The organism is Synechococcus sp. CS-603, assembly GCF_977929215.1.
On the sequence record NZ_OZ376778.1, the window covers coordinates 1,698,283 to 1,713,632 of the forward strand.

A 15,350-nucleotide genomic window follows, 5' to 3' on the forward strand; every position below is an offset into this window, starting at 1 on the left:
CCAACCTGTTCTGATCAGTTCTGACAAGCTGACTCCACTTTCCCTGGCTCGATGGCGCCTTTCGGTCTTACCGCCTTCTCGAAACTGTTGCGCGGCCGCGGCTCCAGCCAGCCCTATCAGGCACCGGCGGCCAGTTGGCAGCGGCCGTTCGGCCTGGGCTGGGAGGCGCCTTACACCGTCCGTTACGCCAGCAACCTGGATGACGGCCCCAACCACGGCATGCCCCTGGGTGGTTTCGGCGCCGGTTGCTTCGGCCGTGCCCCCGATGGCCAGGTCAACCTCTGGCATCTCGATGGCGGTGAACACTGGTTCGGAGTTCTGCCGGATTGCCAGTTCGCCCTGTTCGAAAACGACGGCACCACCAGCCGCGCCCACGCCCTGGCCACCGCCCCGCAGCGTGACGATTCCCGTCCGCTTGATTCCAGCCAGGAGCCAGGCGAGCCACCCCTGGGCGCCTGGCAGTGGTACCCGGCCAGCACCCCTGAGCAGAGCACCGGCACCTATGCCGCCCGCTACCCCCTGAGCTGGGTCGAGCACAGCGGTGTGTTCAAAGCGTCGGTGGGCTGTGAGGCGTTCAGTCCGATCCTGCCGGGTGATTACCAGCGCAGCAGCTACCCGGTGGCGGTGTTCCGTTGGCGGTTGGCCAATCCCACCGACGCGCCCCTGGACCTGTCGCTGCTGCTGAGCTGGCGCAACACGCTGGGCTGGTTCACCAACACCGATCCCTCCGCCTCCGTCCACTTCCGCGATGACGGCAGCCCGGAGCACACCTACCTGCCGGCGATCGGCCGCGGCGAGGGCCAGCGCAACCGTTGCGTTGATACAGGCGCCCTCCAGGGTGTGCTGCTGGAGGGGCGGCGCAGCCAGCCGTTGGCGGAGGGCGAAGGCCAGTGGTGTCTGGCGGTGCCCGCCGACCTGCCGGGGGTGGAGGTGCTGCGCTGCAGCCGCTGGGATCCCCGTGGCGATGGCGCCGAAATCTGGGAGCCCTTCGCCCGCGATGGCTCGATTCCAGCCAGCGACAACGACCGGCGCAGCACCGCAGGCGAGCAGGCCAGCGCGGCGCTGGCCCTGCGCTTCCGGCTGGAGCCGGGCGCTGAGATCGAATTGCCGCTGGTGATCAGCTGGGACCTGCCGCTCACGGCCTTCGCCACCGGCCAGGGGGCCCTGCGCCGCTACACCGACCACTTCGGCGCCGGTGGCGACAACGCCGTGGCGATCGCCACCGAGGCCTTAGCCGACTGGCCCAGCTGGCGCCAGCAGATCGACGCCTGGCAGCAACCGGTGCTGGAGCGCAGCGACCTGCCCGAGGCCCTGCGCATGGCCCTCTTCAACGAGCTCTACGACCTCGCCAGCGGCGGCAGCCTCTGGACCGCCGCTGGTCCGGAGGATCCGGTGGGTCGCTTCGGGGTGCTCGAGTGCCTCGATTACGCCTGGTACGAAAGCCTCGACGTGCGCCTCTATGGCTCCTTTGCCCTGCTGCAGCTCTGGCCTGAACTCGACAAGGCGGTGCTGCGCAGCTTTGCGCGCGCCATCCCGGCCGGCGATGCCACCCCCCGACCGATCGGCTGGTATTTCACCCAGGGCAAGGGGCGGGTGGAGGCGCCCCGCAAGCTGGCTGGTGCCACCCCCCACGACCTCGGCGCCCCGAATGAGCGTCCCTTCGATGCCACCAACTACACCGCCTACCAGGACTGCAACCTCTGGAAAGACCTGGCCTCCGATTTCGTGCTGCAGGTGTGGCGCAGCTTCAAGCTGGCGCCTGGCGGCGAAGACCTGCGTTTCCTTGCCGATTGCTGGCCCGCTGCCGTCGAAGCCCTGCGCTACCTCAAGCATTTTGATGCCAACAACGACGGCCTTCCCGACAACGGCGGCGCCCCGGACCAGACCTTCGACGACTGGCCACTGCAGGGGGTGAGTGCCTACTGCGGCGCCCTCTGGATCGCGGCGCTGGAGGCGGCCCTGGCGATGGCCCAACGGCTGCAGCTGGAGCTGGGCCTCGACACCGGAGACGTGCAACGGGAGTTCGGCGGTTGGCTGGAGCAATCGCGCGCCAACTTCGATGCCCTGCTCTGGAACGGGGAGTACTACCGGATCGATGCCGAGAGCGGCACGCCGGTGGTGATGGCCGACCAGCTCTGTGGTGATTTTTACGCCCGTCTGTTGGGCCTGCCGCCGGTGGTGGCCGAGGAGCGCTCCCGTTCCTCGCTCGTCGCCATTCGCGAGGCCTGCTTTGAGCGCTTCGAGGGCGGCCGGTTGGGGATGGCCAACGGCCTGCGCCGCGACGGCACGCCGCTGGATCCGGGCGGCACCCATCCACTTGAGGTGTGGACCGGCATCAACTTCGGCATTGCCGCCTATTACCGCCTGATGGGCGAAACGGACACCGCCCTGGCGGTCAGCAGCGCGGTGGTGAACCAGGTGTATGGCGGCGGCCTGCAGTTCCGTACTCCCGAGGCGATCACGGCGACGGGCACCTTCCGCGCCTGCCACTACCTGCGGGCGATGGCGATCTGGGCCCTCTGGGCCACGCACACGGACTGGCAGCCGATCCCGGGCGCCGCGCGGGAACCATGAGCAGAGAAAGCCTGACCATGCCAATCCAGAACACTGGAATCCAGGGTCGATTGGTGCCCGTGGCTTGCCGTCCCCTGATCCTGATGCTCGCCCTGTTGCTGTCGTTTGCTGGCCTGGTGTCCTTCCCCAACGCGGTGATGGCGGCCTCTGGCCCCCTGGCCCAGCTGCACGCCCACCCCGATGCCAACGGCTCGCCGGTGCTGCGCAGCCTTGAAAGCCTGCGTGACCTCGACGACCAGAGCTGGCAGCTGGTGGCTTACCGCGAGGGCCCAGCTGGGGGGGCGTTGCGTCTGCGCCTGGTGGGCTTCCCAGGCAAATTGCGGCTTGAGCACCCCACCCAGCTGCAGGTGCGCTCCGGCCCCTTCAGCTGGAGCTTGGACGACCTCACCCTGGAGAATTCCCAGCTGGCGGTTGATGGCCGCTCGGCCGCGGCGGAATTCGATCTTGAGCCATTGCTGGCCGATCTTTCCCAAGACCGGCCGCTGCGCTTGAAGCTCCCCGGTGCCATTAACGAGCTGGCGGTGCCCCCCTATGTGGTCAAGGAATGGCGGCAATTGATGGGCGTTCAAGCTGTAGTTCCCGCTGCTTGAAACGTCTGAGCGGCGTCATGGGCGGCCTGGTGAAGACCACGTAGCCGTGGCTTTCTGCCACGGGTTTTTCATGGGCTGAGGCTGGTGTTGCCACTACGGTGATATCGAGCGCGAGAGCAACGGGTGAGCGTCTGGCAGCGCTGGATGGACCGCGCCCTGCAGCTGGCGGCGCTCGGCGAAGGCCGCACCAGCCCCAATCCGCTGGTGGGTGCGGTGGTGCTGGCCGCCGATGGCACGCTGGTGGGGGAAGGCTTCCACGCCAGAGCCGGGGCGCCCCACGCCGAGGTGGGTGCCCTGGTCCAGGCGGGTGAACGCGCCTGCGGGGGCACCTTGGTGGTGAGCCTGGAGCCCTGCTGCCACCACGGCCGCACCCCCCCCTGCAGTGAGGCGGTGATCGCCGCCGGCATCTGCCGGGTGGTGGTGGCAATGGCCGATCCTGATCCCCGGATGGCCGGCGCAGGCCTCGCCCAATTGCGGGCCGCTGGAATTGAGGTGATTGAGGCGGTCCGGCAGAGCGAAGCGCTGCGGCTGAACGCGGCCTTCTGCCACCGGGTGCGCAGCGGCCGCCCCCTGGGCCTGCTCAAGTGGGCGATGAGTGTGGATGGACGCACCGCCCTCCCCAACGGCCACAGCCAATGGATCAGTGGCCCCGAGGCGCGCCAGTGGGTTCACCGGCTGCGCGCCGGCTGTGATGCGGTGATCGTCGGCGGCGGCACGGTGCGCGCCGATGACCCCCTGCTCACCAGCCGTGGCCGGCGTTCGCCCGAGCCGCTGCGGGTGGTGCTCAGCCGCCAGCTGGATCTTCCCCCCGGCGCCCAGCTCTTTGACCAGACCGTGGCCCCCACCCTGGTGGCCCACGGGCCTGCTGCCGAACCCAGCCAGCGCCGCCGGCTTCTTCAGGCCGGGGTGGAGTGCCTGGAGCTCGAAGCCTGTGAACCGGCTTCGCTGATGGGGGCCCTGGCCCTGCGCGGTTGCAACCGGGTGCTCTGGGAATGCGGGCCGAGCCTGGCGGCCGCCGCCGTGGCCCAGGGATGCGTGCAGCGCCTGGTCGTTGTCGTGGCCCCGCGGCTGCTGGGCGGCGAGTCGGCGCGAACCCCCCTGGGAGACCTGGGCCTGACGGACGTCAACGCCGCCGCCCGCTGGAGCGAATGCGGCCTCGGGCGGCTCGGTCACGACCGGCTCTGGGAGCTGGTGGCGCCATCAGGCGAACGGCAGTCATGACAACCTGGCCCCATCGCTCTGGGCCCCACCCACTTCACCGACATCTGAATGACGCTTCTGCCTTTCGATCTACAGATTCCGATCCTCGGCCTGCTGCTCGCCGGCGGGCTCTGGTTACTGCTGGAGCTGCTGGCCCGCCGTTTCTCGCCGGGTTCACTGGCGCGGGCCCTGCTGTTGCGCAGCCAGCTCAGTCTTTGTCTCACCGTTGTCGCTGCCAGCTTCAGTTATTGGCTGGCAGGCCTGCTGCCCGCCAGCAAGCTGCCGACACCGCTCAATGAGGCGCAGCTGCGCGACACGCTGGTCAGCATCGGCCTGATCTGGACGGTGCTGCGCTGCAAATCGGAGCTGCTGCGCAAGGCTGATCGCTTTTCCGCCCAGCTCCTGCCCACCCTGCCCAGCAGGGATCGCCTGTTTCTCTTCGACGTTGCCGACAAGTTGATCGGAACGGTGGTGTTCGTGCTGATCACCCTGGCGATCCTCCGGTTGCTGGGGGCGTCCTTAACGGTGTTGGCCACCGCCGGTGGCTTCGGAGCGGCCGCCATCGGTTTCGGCGCCAGAACGATCGTGGAGAACCTGCTCAGCGGCGTCAGCCTCTACATCAATCGACCGTTCGTGGTGGGTGACATGATCCAGATCCCCGCCGACTCACTGATCGGTGAAGTCGAGCAGATCGGCTGGTTCTATACACGCCTGCGCGACCTTGAACGCCAGCCCCTGTTCATTCCCAACGGTGTGTTCACGACCCAGCCCGTGATCAACACCGGCCGCATTGACAGCCGCCGTATCTGGATCGAATTCGGTCTGCGCTTTGAGGATCACCAGGCGATCCAACCGGTGATCGCCGATCTTGAAGCCGCCTTACCGAAGGAGTCAGGGATTGATCTTGCGATGCCGCATGTGGTCCATTTCGTGAGCTACGGCCCCGCGAGCCTGGATCTGCGCCTGCTCTGCTTCTCATCAGGCGGCGACATCATGAATGCCTGGGACCTGCAACAGCGGCTGTTGCTGCAGATCGGTCATGTGGTCAAGGCCCACAATGCCGCCATCCCTTACCCCACCCGCCAACTGTTGAAGGCCTGAGCGCTGCGGCGCCTGAGCCAACACATCCGATCCTCTGTCTGGCCTGTATTCCATAGGTCCAGCCTCGGTGCAGTCGGCAGGGCATTGTCCGTAGCCTTTTGCAACGAGACGTTAAGAGCGTTGGCCAGGCCCCTTCCATGCTTTGTGGACCAGACGTGCTCCCAAGCGATTCCCCCGATCGTTTCAAGGAACATCAGGGTCTGGTCGACGGGCCTGATGCCCTTCTGAGGCGGCAGGCGATCCTGGTTTACGGGGTCTGGGCGGCATTGACGCTGGCTCTGGTTCTGTCGGTCGGCGCAGGCTCCGGCCCGATGTCGTGGCGCAGCCTTGTGCCGGCGCTCGCCGTCAGTATTTGGGCTCTGCTGCTCGGCTCACGCCAGGAGCAGCATCTGCCGCTGGCGGCCCGCCGCTCGGCGGTGGTGTTGCTCAGCCTTCTGGCGGCCCGCTATCTCCACTGGCGCCTGGTCAGCACCCTCAACCTGGCTACCCCTGGAAGCACAAGCCTGAGCCTGGTGATGCTGGCCGCCGAGCTGGCGCTGCTCGCCAACGGCTTCCTGCAGCTCTGGCTCACCTGGGTCAGGCAGCCGCCGATTGAGGCCGAAGCCAGGCTGGCTGCCGCCGACCTCGGCCGGCAGATCAGCGCGACCCCAGCCAGGGTGCCTGCCGTTGATGTGCTGGTGCCCAGCTACGGCGAACCGCTGGAGTTGATCGAGCGCTGCTTGCGCGGCTGCCTGGCCCTCGACTATCCGCTCTTTCGCGTCTGGTTGCTGGATGACAGTGGGCGGCCTGCTCTACAGGAGCTGTGCAAGCAGCTGGGCAGCCGCTATCTCACCCGTGGCTTCACCCAGCACGCCAAGGCCGGCAACCTCAACCATGCGCTGCCGCAGCTGCAGGGCGATCTGATCGCGGTGTTCGATGCCGACGTGGTGCCTCAGCAGGAATTTCTGCGGCGCAGCGTAGGCCTGTTCAGCGACCCGAGGGTGGGCTTCGTCCAGACCCCCCAGACCTACATGAATGCCGATCCGGTGGCTCGAAACCTGCGCCTCGAGCGCTGGCTGATGCCGGATGAGGAGAACTTCTACCGCTGGGTCGAGCCCACCCGCCAAGCGGTGGGCGCCGTGGTCTGCGCGGGCACCTCCTTTCTGATGCGTCGCTCGGCGTTGCTGCAGGTGGGGGGATTCGAAACCGGCACCTCGTCGGAGGATCTGGCCACCGGCATCCGTTTGGCCGCCGCCGGCTACCGCAATCTCTATCTCAATGAAAAGCTGAGCGCTGGCCTCTCCCCACTTTCGATCGGGGCCATGGCCCGGCAGCGCGGTCGCTGGGCCAGCGGCACTCTGCAGATCCTGCGCACCGGTGCCAACCCCCTCCGGATCCAGGGGCTGAGCCTGTGGCAGCGGATCGCCTATCTCGAGGGAATCCTGCACTGGTTCAACGTGATTCCCCAACTGCTGCTGTTGCTGATGCCGCTCAGCCTCGGCCTGCTGGGGGTGGCACCGATTCTGGTGCGTGGACCGGGCTTGCTCGAGGTGGCCCTGCCCTTTTTTCTCAGCCAACTGCTGCTGGTGGGTTGGTTCAGCCGCGGTGCTCGCTCGGCCCTGCTGCCCGAGCTCTACCGCTGGATTTTCCTGTTCCCGATCCTCACGGCGGTGCTCTCCACCCTGGTGGGCTGTCCCCGAAAGTTCAGGGTGACTCCCAAGGCGATCACCGCCCAACGCACCTGGCTGCCGGCCGGCGGTTTGTTTCTCCCCCTGCTGGTTCTGCTTGCCCTGCAGCTGCTCAACCTGCTCCATCTGATCCTCGGGCCAGGCGGCGCTGCCCCGATCGGCCCTGACCAGGCGGCCAGCAGCCGGGCAGCCACCCAGGCCCTCGGTCTCGTCTGGGCTTCGATCAGCGTCGCCACCCTGAGCGTCGCCCTTCGCACCTGCTGGGATCGCCCCCGCAGCGAGGCCACCCCCTGGTTCGCGGTCGGTTCGCCTCAGGTGCTGTTGCGCTCGGCCACTGGGCCTGCTCAGGCCCGCCTGATGGCGATCAGCGAAACCGGACTTGAGTTGCTGCTGGGGCCAGGCGGCACTGATGCCTGGGCTGCGGGGATGCTCGAAGGCGCCCGGCTGCAGTTGGAATGGCCAGGCCCCCTGCCGTTTCCTCTGCCGGTGCGCATCGCACGCACGCAGCGGGCAACAGCCGGCCTGCGCGTCGGTGCCGACTGGAATGACCTTGACGCCGCGCAAAGCGAAGCGATCCAGTCTCTGCTCTACCGACGCCTTAGCCAGTGGCCAACGCGTCAGGCGCCCTTCGAGCCCCTGGCCTTGCTTGCCGTTCTGTACCGCCTGCTGCAGCCGATGGCGGCGCAGGGTTGGTTTCAGCGCAGCCTGATGCCCTTGACGATCCAGGTCGATAACCCCTGAAACAAGGGACCCGCTGACCAAAGCCGCTCGATCAGGCTCAAGCAAACGCGTTTAGGCACCGGCAAGCGCGAGAATGAAAACTTTGCTGCCAAGTCCATGCAAGCCAGTTGGAACGACTGCCTGATCGCCACCAGTGACGACATCGTCAAGGTGGATGGCAATGCCTACTTCCCCGCCGAGTCCCTCAACTCCAGCCATGTTCGCCCCTCCAGTCACCGCACGGTTTGCGGCTGGAAAGGTGAAGCCCACTATTACGACGTGGTGGTCGGCGATCAGGTCAACGCCAACGCCGCCTGGTTCTATCCCGAACCCAAAGCGGCGGCCGCCGAGATCAAGGGTCGTGTGGCTTTCTGGAAGGGCGTTCAGGTTCGTTGAAGCGGGTCTCGGTTGCTGCTTCCCCAGAGTTTGGCTGATTGATGGGATGCGATTCAGCGCATTGGTTTCGGCAGAATCAGTTCGTCTCTGGGGTTGCTGCTGCCGGTGGTGAGTCAGTGTCTTGAATGTTTTGAGTGTGGTCGGTTGGGTCCGTAGGTGAAGGTCGCTGTTCGCTTGACCAACTGACGATCATTCCAGCGATTGGGATGGCTAGAAAGACGCCAAGCAGACCGGCAACCCGTTCGCCGATGAACAGCGCGAAGAAAATCACCACAGGGTTGATGTTCAAGGCTTTCCCCATCACTTTCGGGTGAATCAGATTGTCCTGGATCTGTTGCAGAACAATCGAAACCACCACCACCGAAAGTGCCGTCCACGGCCCTTGGGTGACGAAGACAAGACTACTGATTATGATCACTCCAAAGGTGGCCCCGATGCCCGGAATCGCATCGAGCACTCCAATGATGATCGCCAGAACCAAAGAGAATTTCACGCCTAAAACTGTGAAGGCGACGAAGCTTGAAATTGAGAGAAACAGCACCAGAATCATCTGGCCCCGCAGAAATCCAAGCACGTTCTTCTGCACACTGTGATCAAAGTGTTGGCGTGATCTGGCGGGCACCAGCCTGAGCAGCGAAATCCAGAGACGGCCATCATCAACCAGCATGTAAAGGCTGATCACCGGCAGAAAAATGAGTGTCAATACATTGCTGAAAGCACCGCCGATGAAACCGAAGCCCGTCTCCAAGCTGCTGCGCAACACCGACAGGATTGAGTCCAGATTGATCTGATTCAGCGTTTCAGTAAAAGGCAGATCGGAATCTCGTAATTTGCTTAGAACGTCCGTAGCAAGTGCACTGCCCTGGTTGACGACCTGAAACCCAAGGATCGCAATAAAGCCCAGAATCAACGCAGCAACAGCCAGGCTGGACGCCACGATGGCCAGCCATCTGGGCATTGTCTTGCTTAAATAGCGAACCGGAAAATCCATCAATATAGCGAGAATCGCCGCGACGATAAACATCGCCAGAACGTTGTAGAAGTAGGAAATTGCTAAGATTCCGGCCCAACCGCTGGCAAACAACAGCAAGAACCTCAATAAATCTGAATTCTGGATGGATTCCAGTCGGCTAGTAGCCTTGCTGTTCATTGGCTGATGTAGGGGAATGGTCACTGACAGCATTGGCTGTCGCTAGAGCTCTACCGAAAATCCAGCTGAGCAATGCTTTGTCAGCAAATCTAAGCTCTCCGTTGCTGATTCCTGGAGCTCGGCCTGTTCTTACACCAACACTGCTGGGCACTCGTAAGAGCCAAGCCCTCAAAAAGCCTCTCGATTAGGTAGCAAACTCCGCACACCTCAGGAGTCGTTCCGGCCGTGCTTGACAGCTGCAGATGGCATGAACCACACGCTCGGTCATTGCCGCCAGATTGAACCGCCGATTGAAGCGGTAGCTGAAGGCGCCCAAGTAGCGATCAGCGTACTTTTCGAAGCGAAGGGCATGGAAGCTGCCGCTGAAGCTGGTTTTCAAGTTGCTGAGCACCGTGTTAATCCAACGGAATTCTGGTAATTCATTGGGATGACGACCCTTTACGACCACAGGATGATGGAAGCAACCGACTTCTGCAACGGCGCGAAAGCAAGCCAGCCCATCGGAGATCACTTCACAGCCTATCGCCAGTGAATCTTGGGCCCAATCAGCAATAGCGGCAAAAGAGAACGTGGGCACGGTGGCAAGTTTTATATACCGGGGGTGGCCCGCCTCATCGACAGAGACGGCTGCCACGACCGGCACCTTGTTCTCCGATCCACGACCAGGCTTGCCACCACAGCGTTCTCCGCCAAGGTAGGCATCATCCACCTGCACCCTTCCTCTGAGGACATAGGCGCCATCACGTTCTTTCATTGCCTGCATGATCTTGTTCTGAAGCAACCATGCCGTTCGGTAGTTCACACCGAGATGACGCCTCAGAGCTAGTGAGGAGATTCCTGTCTTGGCTTGGCCGACGAGGTAGAAGGCAAGGAACCAGGTGGTCAGAGGTAACTTTGTTGCCTCCAAGATGGTACCGGCCGTGAGGGTGGCTTGATGACGACAGCTCCGGCACTGATAGCGCTTGTGGCGCCTGCCAATGATGAGCCCGTACTCCTTGCCCTCACAACGTGGGCAACGGAAACCATCAGGCCAGCGCGCCTGTTCCAGGGCAACTTCACATTTTTGCTCGGTTCCGTAGAGCTCAATAAACTGGGGCAGCGACAGGCTGGCCTGGAACTGGATCCGATTCATAGCCATGGCAGTGACGACTGGTATATGCGTACCAGCCTAGGTCCCAAAAGGGCTGCCTGCGGAGCTTGCTGCCTAATCAAGAAAAGCCTTGATGACCCCAATGACCACCTGGGTTCTTGGCGGTCCTGGAGCGGTTCTTGGGCGCCGCCAATTTGATGTCGTCGATTTCATCTCTCGATCGAAGCCGATCAACTCCGATCGACATCCATCGTCTTGTTGCTATGATCACAATATAGTTTCGCTACTGATTGACCGACCGTTCGTTGGCCCCCTGGCTGGATTCTTGACTGGCCTGCCTGCCGATCAACTTGGTTGCCATTTGCTGGCCTGTTTCGCGGCCCAGTTCAGCCCTGAACCGGCACAAAGCCTGCCTTTCGATGTCCTTATTGGATCACTCCCGTTGATGACAAACCAAATCGCGCCATCGCTGGTGACATCGGCTCAAGTTGAGCCAGCGGCTGTGAAGCGTTCGGATTTTGTATTGGCTCCCTATGTGAGGAGCAATGATCTTTGGGCCACTTGGCAAATCGTCAATACCCTTGTTCCCTATGGGCTGCTGTGGGTCGCGGTGATCTATGTGGCGAGGGTGTCGATCTGGCTGACGCCACCGTTGCTCGTGCTGATGGTTCTGTTTTCGGGTCGCTGCTTTTCGTTGATGCACGATTGCGGTCATCAATCGCTATTCCGCTCCAAGCGTATGAATCGCTTGGTTGGTTTTCTTTTGGGTGTGATCAACGCGATACCTCAGTACCCCTGGTCAAGGGGACATGCTTTTCACCACAAACACAATGGAAACTGGGACCTCTACCGAGGACCTTCGGCGCTGGTGAGCAGTGAAACTTTCCTGAAGATGACCCCTTTCCAGCAAGGATTTTATCAATTCCTTCGCCATCCCTTGATGCTCTTCCCGGGTGGATTCTTCTATTTGGTGATCAAGCCGAGAGTGGCCCTTCTGCTGGGCTTGTTTCACTTCGCTGGCCATGCCATGGCTTGCTTGAAAGCCGATATCCGCAGCAGCCTTAACTCGATCTGGACTAGCTACAAGCCTAAGTATTGGTATACCACTCTTGAGTTTCAGGATCTCGTCCTCAACAATATCTGCGTCGTTGCCAGCTGGATCATCCTCTCACGCTTGGTTGGTGCAGGTCTGTTCTGGAGCTTGTATTCGGTCGTGATGGCCTGCTCAGCAGCCCTGTTCATCTGTATCTTTTTTGTTCAGCACAATTTCGAGGGCTCCTACGCCCATCGAACAGAAGGCTGGAATTCGCTGACTGGAGCCATTGATGGCACCAGTCTGCTGCGCCTGCCAGCCATCCTCAATTGGTTCACAGCAGATATTGGCTATCACAACATCCACCATCTCTGTTCGCGGATCCCGAATTACCACCTCCGCGCTTGCCATCAACGCAATGCGTCCTTGTTAACCGGAGCCACCACCCTGACGGTGCGTCAGATTCCGGATTGCTTTGCCTTCATCCTCTGGGATCGGAGCACTGACAGCCTGCAATCCGTTGAGCAGGTTCAAGCGGCCCAGGCTTAGCGCTCGCCCAGCAACTCGGCCCAGCTGGGGGCCGAGCCAGATCCCGCCTTCACAGCTGACTTGATGTGGGGGAAGCTAACGAGCCAGGGGCTGATCGGGGCGATTGGCTCGAGCCGCTTCTGGCCGCTTGAAACCAGGCGTGGATTGGCAGATTTTGATTTGGTCTTGGTTTTCATGGTCTTGAGGGATAAAAGAAAAGGAACAGCAACATCCATCCGCTGACGCTCATTGAGAGTGACCAAAGAAAGCGTGAGCTTGCTTGAGAGGTCTTGAGAACGCTTGCCGCCTGGAGGGCAAGCTTCTCTACAAAACAAACTTCTTTGGCTTGACCTGGTGCTGAAGCGGAGCACTCAGGCGATCAACAAAAAACCAACGCTGCGGATCGATTCACTCAAAGTTTGCTTTCAATCTTCAATCTTCAGCTGTTAGTTGGCCTCTGGAAGATGATTCTAACTCAAAGTTTAGGTTTGTTTGAAAGCTAAGTTTCTACTCAAAGAGTATCACTCAAGAGTGCTACTTCAAAGTTGGATCGTCTCACAGAGTCTGCGATCAAGGCCAAAACCTGGGCGAGAACCCATAAAGGGTGCTCTTTGAAGACTTGTCAATCTGTAAGCCAACAGGCCGAAAGCCAGAGGTTTGAACAGTTGACGTGGTTTGGATGGAATAATCGGCCCCCCTAAGGAGCTACGGCCGACAAGTCCATACTAACCCCTTGACGCTCAGATCAGTTCCGGGTGGAGCGGATCTCCCTTGAACGGGCCGCTGACGGTGCTGGTGATCCAGCCGCCATAGAAGCCCCCTTGCTGGGGTCGTACCCGCTCTCCATCCACCCAGCAGCCGTCCATCTGGGCTGGATAGAGGGCATACCAGCCGGCCAGGGCCGCGAAGGCCGCTGTTGGCTCGGGGTAGTGCCAGAGAGCTCGCTTGATCCGCTGCGTTCCCACCACCAGATCGAAGTAATGGGCCACACCTTTCCATTCGCAGAAGCTGCGGCCGGGCACGGGCTCAAGCCAATCCAGTGCTACGGCGTCGGGCGGCAGGTAGTAGGTGGGTGGATGGAAGGTTTCGAGCACCTGCAAGGACAGCTGGGTCTCGCAGAGCAGCTCACCGAGGGCCCGCACCAGCACATGGGAGTGGCTGACGCGCAGCGCCGGAGGCCGGGGGTAGTCGGCGGCCTTCTCGGCCTGGGTTGCCTCCATTTGGCCTCTCCATTGACGACAATGGCTCCACCATGGCTCCATCACCCTCCGATCGGATATCGCTGCGTCTCGATCGGGCCCTGGCCCGGCTGGGCATGACGGCCCTGATCCCCGTGCTGCTGCTGCTGTTGGCCTGGGGCCAGGAGTTGGTGGACCAGCTGTTCTTCGCTGGCCAGTGGAATCTGCCGATGCTGCCGGGCGGGCCGTTCCTCGGCGTGCTGACTGGGTGGATTCCACCGGTCGTCGCAACACCGGGTTGGAAAAGGAGCATAAGGGCTTGTAGATACGGGTTTTCTCAGCTGCATCATTTTTAAATTTCTTTTCGATCAGTTAGTAACGAGCAGCAGCGGCTGGGCCCCGCCCGCTTGCGGGCGGTTCCACCTCGTCGGCAATCGGTGGCTGACGCCCCCGCTTGCCGCCAAGGCGGTTTGTTCAGAGGGAAAAATGGATCACCGGCTCACTTGATGATCGTTTCAACAGACGGTGCCTATGGATCCAAAAGCCAGTATGCACAGTGGTTTTCAGGGAGAACAGAATGCCAGATCTGTCGCTTAGGTCCGATGGCAGCGATGCGCGAGAACACCGTCGCGAATTAGAAAGGGGATTTCACAAAGCCCTCAGATGATTGTCAAGGGCCTCAGCAGGGGTCCTCCATCCGAGGGTTTTGCGTGGGCGTGTATTGAGTGCCAGGGCGACGGCATCAAGCTCGTTACGGGAGTGTCGGGACAAATCAGTACCTTTTGGGAAGTACTGCCGCAGCAGCCCGTTGGTGTTTTCATTCGACCCGCGTTGCCAGGGGCTATGCGGGTCGCAGAAGAAGATCCTCAGGCCTGTGTCGATGCGGAGTTGAGCGTGTTGTGCCATCTCAGCTCCCTGGTCCCAGGTCAGGGATCTGCGCAGCTGAGCAGGAAGCGTGTCGATCGTTGCAGCGATCGCATCGCGAACCGCCTCTGCACCATGTCCGGTCAGTGGGGGGCCGTTCTTGATCCGTGGCTGTTCTCCATGGCCCTGCATGCGGGGCAGGTGCAGCAGCAGGGTGAATCGGGTGGTGCGCTCCACGAGCGTTCCAATCGCTGAACTCTTGAGCCCCACGATGAGGTCGCCTTCCCAATGCCCCGGAATGGCGCGATCGTCAACCTCGGCCGGCCGCTGGGAAATCATGACCTCCGGGGTGAGGAAGTTCTTGCCGCTTGCCTGGCGCCTTGCGCGAGGAACACGTAGGGCACGCCCAGTGCGCAGGCACGCGACAAGTTCCCGTTTCAACGCTCCACGGCCCTGAACATAGAGAGCCTGATAGATCGCCTCATGAGAGATCCGCATCGACGCATCATCAGGAAAATCGATACGGAGCCGGTTCGAGATCTGCTCCGGGCTCCAGGAGGTCGCCCAAAGCCGGTCCTGACGACGACCATGCCTGCGGCCGATCCAGCTTGTAACAGGACCCGGCACGACATCACCGTTCGGGCGGGTGATCTGGCCAGAAAGCCGTTCCTGGACATACTTACGCAGGTGGCCGTTCCCGGCGAGCCTGGCAACTTTGGGACGTCTGGCGCGACGTTCAGCATGCCACTGTGCCGTTGTGGCCCGATAGGCCAACGCATTGCTGCGTGTTGAGGAATTACGGCGCAACTCTCGGCAGATGGTCGAGGCGGAGCGACCCAGCTCACGGGCAATGGCGCGGACTCCCAGATTCCTCGCCCAGAGGATGGCTATCTCCTCCCGCTCAGAAAAGGACAGGAAACGGCCCGAAGGCGGGTTCAGATCGATCGGAGGCATCCCGCCAGCATTGCGGAACCAACGCGTTCCAATCGCTTGAGGGATGCCCGCCTCGGATGCGGCATTCTCGCTCGATAACCCCTGAGCGATCGCCATCCAGAAAAGAACTCGATGCTTGTGCTGAGCTGTCGAGGGACGGCCAGGAGAGGGGATTTTCCCCCTCATCGAGCGAACGGCCATCTGCCGCTGATGCTTGCTCGTCATCCCAAAATCCCTCAGTGAATGAGGTGTTGCGACGACCACTTGAAACCGAGCTGCGCCCTTCAGTCACAGTGATTTCGGCCACCTGTTCGGGAACAGCCTCT

The 15,350-nt window shown here is 62.0% G+C and carries 13 protein-coding genes; 8 read left to right on the forward strand and 5 right to left on the reverse strand.

The window, feature by feature from the left end:
* The first annotated feature begins 51 nt into the window (after window positions 1–51).
* The 6 genes from ACXMDM_RS08945 to ACXMDM_RS08970 all read left to right on the forward strand — a co-directional run bounded on the left by ACXMDM_RS08945 (window position 52) and on the right by ACXMDM_RS08970 (window position 8,248).
* Window positions 52–2,574, forward strand: a complete 2,523-nt coding sequence (locus tag ACXMDM_RS08945; RefSeq protein WP_071801450.1) for a GH116 family glycosyl hydrolase — start codon at window positions 52–54, stop codon at window positions 2,572–2,574.
* Between the two features lie 83 nt (window positions 2,575–2,657).
* Window positions 2,658–3,164, forward strand: coding sequence for a DUF3122 domain-containing protein (locus ACXMDM_RS08950; protein WP_071802260.1), 507 nt, complete (start codon window positions 2,658–2,660; stop codon window positions 3,162–3,164).
* Window positions 3,165–3,308: 144 nt separating this feature from the next.
* Window positions 3,309–4,385, forward strand: a complete 1,077-nt coding sequence (ribD, locus tag ACXMDM_RS08955) for a bifunctional diaminohydroxyphosphoribosylaminopyrimidine deaminase/5-amino-6-(5-phosphoribosylamino)uracil reductase RibD (RefSeq protein WP_071801451.1) — start codon at window positions 3,309–3,311, stop codon at window positions 4,383–4,385.
* Between the two features lie 48 nt (window positions 4,386–4,433).
* The gene (locus ACXMDM_RS08960; RefSeq protein ID WP_071801452.1) at window positions 4,434–5,465 is read left to right on the forward strand and encodes a mechanosensitive ion channel family protein; all 1,032 of its coding nucleotides are present in this window, start codon (window positions 4,434–4,436) and stop codon (window positions 5,463–5,465) included.
* A 155-nt stretch (window positions 5,466–5,620) separates the two neighbouring features.
* Window positions 5,621–7,873: a glycosyltransferase family 2 protein gene (locus ACXMDM_RS08965; RefSeq protein ID WP_259734792.1), complete on the forward strand. Its 2,253-nt coding sequence runs from the start codon at window positions 5,621–5,623 to the stop codon at window positions 7,871–7,873.
* Between the two features lie 96 nt (window positions 7,874–7,969).
* Entirely contained in the window at window positions 7,970–8,248 is a 279-nt protein-coding gene (locus tag ACXMDM_RS08970) for a DUF427 domain-containing protein (RefSeq protein ID WP_071801453.1), read from the forward strand.
* Between the two features lie 76 nt (window positions 8,249–8,324).
* On the opposite strand, the gene ACXMDM_RS08975 is transcribed toward ACXMDM_RS08970, so the two are convergent.
* Both ACXMDM_RS08975 and ACXMDM_RS08980 read right to left on the reverse strand, forming a co-directional pair.
* On the reverse strand, window positions 8,325–9,338 hold the full coding sequence (locus ACXMDM_RS08975) for an AI-2E family transporter (RefSeq protein ID WP_259734793.1): 1,014 nt from the start codon (window positions 9,336–9,338) through the stop codon (window positions 8,325–8,327).
* Between the two features lie 244 nt (window positions 9,339–9,582).
* Window positions 9,583–10,536, reverse strand: a complete 954-nt coding sequence (locus tag ACXMDM_RS08980) for an IS1595 family transposase (RefSeq protein WP_071799713.1) — start codon at window positions 10,534–10,536, stop codon at window positions 9,583–9,585.
* Between the two features lie 94 nt (window positions 10,537–10,630).
* Here ACXMDM_RS08980 and ACXMDM_RS08985 point away from each other — a divergent pair, with 94 nt between their 5' ends.
* The gene (locus ACXMDM_RS08985; RefSeq protein WP_313772268.1) at window positions 10,631–12,070 is read left to right on the forward strand and encodes a fatty acid desaturase; all 1,440 of its coding nucleotides are present in this window, start codon (window positions 10,631–10,633) and stop codon (window positions 12,068–12,070) included.
* On the opposite strand, the gene ACXMDM_RS08990 is transcribed toward ACXMDM_RS08985, so the two are convergent.
* Window positions 12,067–12,420 carry a hypothetical protein gene (locus ACXMDM_RS08990; protein WP_145537365.1) on the reverse strand — a complete coding sequence of 118 codons (354 nt, stop codon included), beginning with the start codon at window positions 12,418–12,420 and terminating at the stop codon, window positions 12,067–12,069. The genes ACXMDM_RS08985 and ACXMDM_RS08990 overlap by 4 nt on opposite strands.
* Before the next feature lie 369 nt (window positions 12,421–12,789).
* Window positions 12,790–13,269 carry a DUF427 domain-containing protein gene (locus tag ACXMDM_RS08995; protein WP_071801457.1) on the reverse strand — a complete coding sequence of 160 codons (480 nt, stop codon included), beginning with the start codon at window positions 13,267–13,269 and terminating at the stop codon, window positions 12,790–12,792.
* Between the two features lie 95 nt (window positions 13,270–13,364).
* Between ACXMDM_RS08995 and ACXMDM_RS09000 the strand changes: the two genes are divergently transcribed.
* On the forward strand, window positions 13,365–13,583 hold the full coding sequence (locus tag ACXMDM_RS09000; protein WP_499569454.1) for a hypothetical protein: 219 nt from the start codon (window positions 13,365–13,367) through the stop codon (window positions 13,581–13,583).
* 292 nt (window positions 13,584–13,875) lie between these two features.
* Here the strand turns inward: ACXMDM_RS09000 and ACXMDM_RS09005 are convergent, their stop codons facing one another.
* Window positions 13,876–15,249: an IS30 family transposase gene (locus tag ACXMDM_RS09005; RefSeq protein ID WP_083544327.1), complete on the reverse strand. Its 1,374-nt coding sequence runs from the start codon at window positions 15,247–15,249 to the stop codon at window positions 13,876–13,878.
* Window positions 15,250–15,350: the final 101 nt, after the last annotated feature.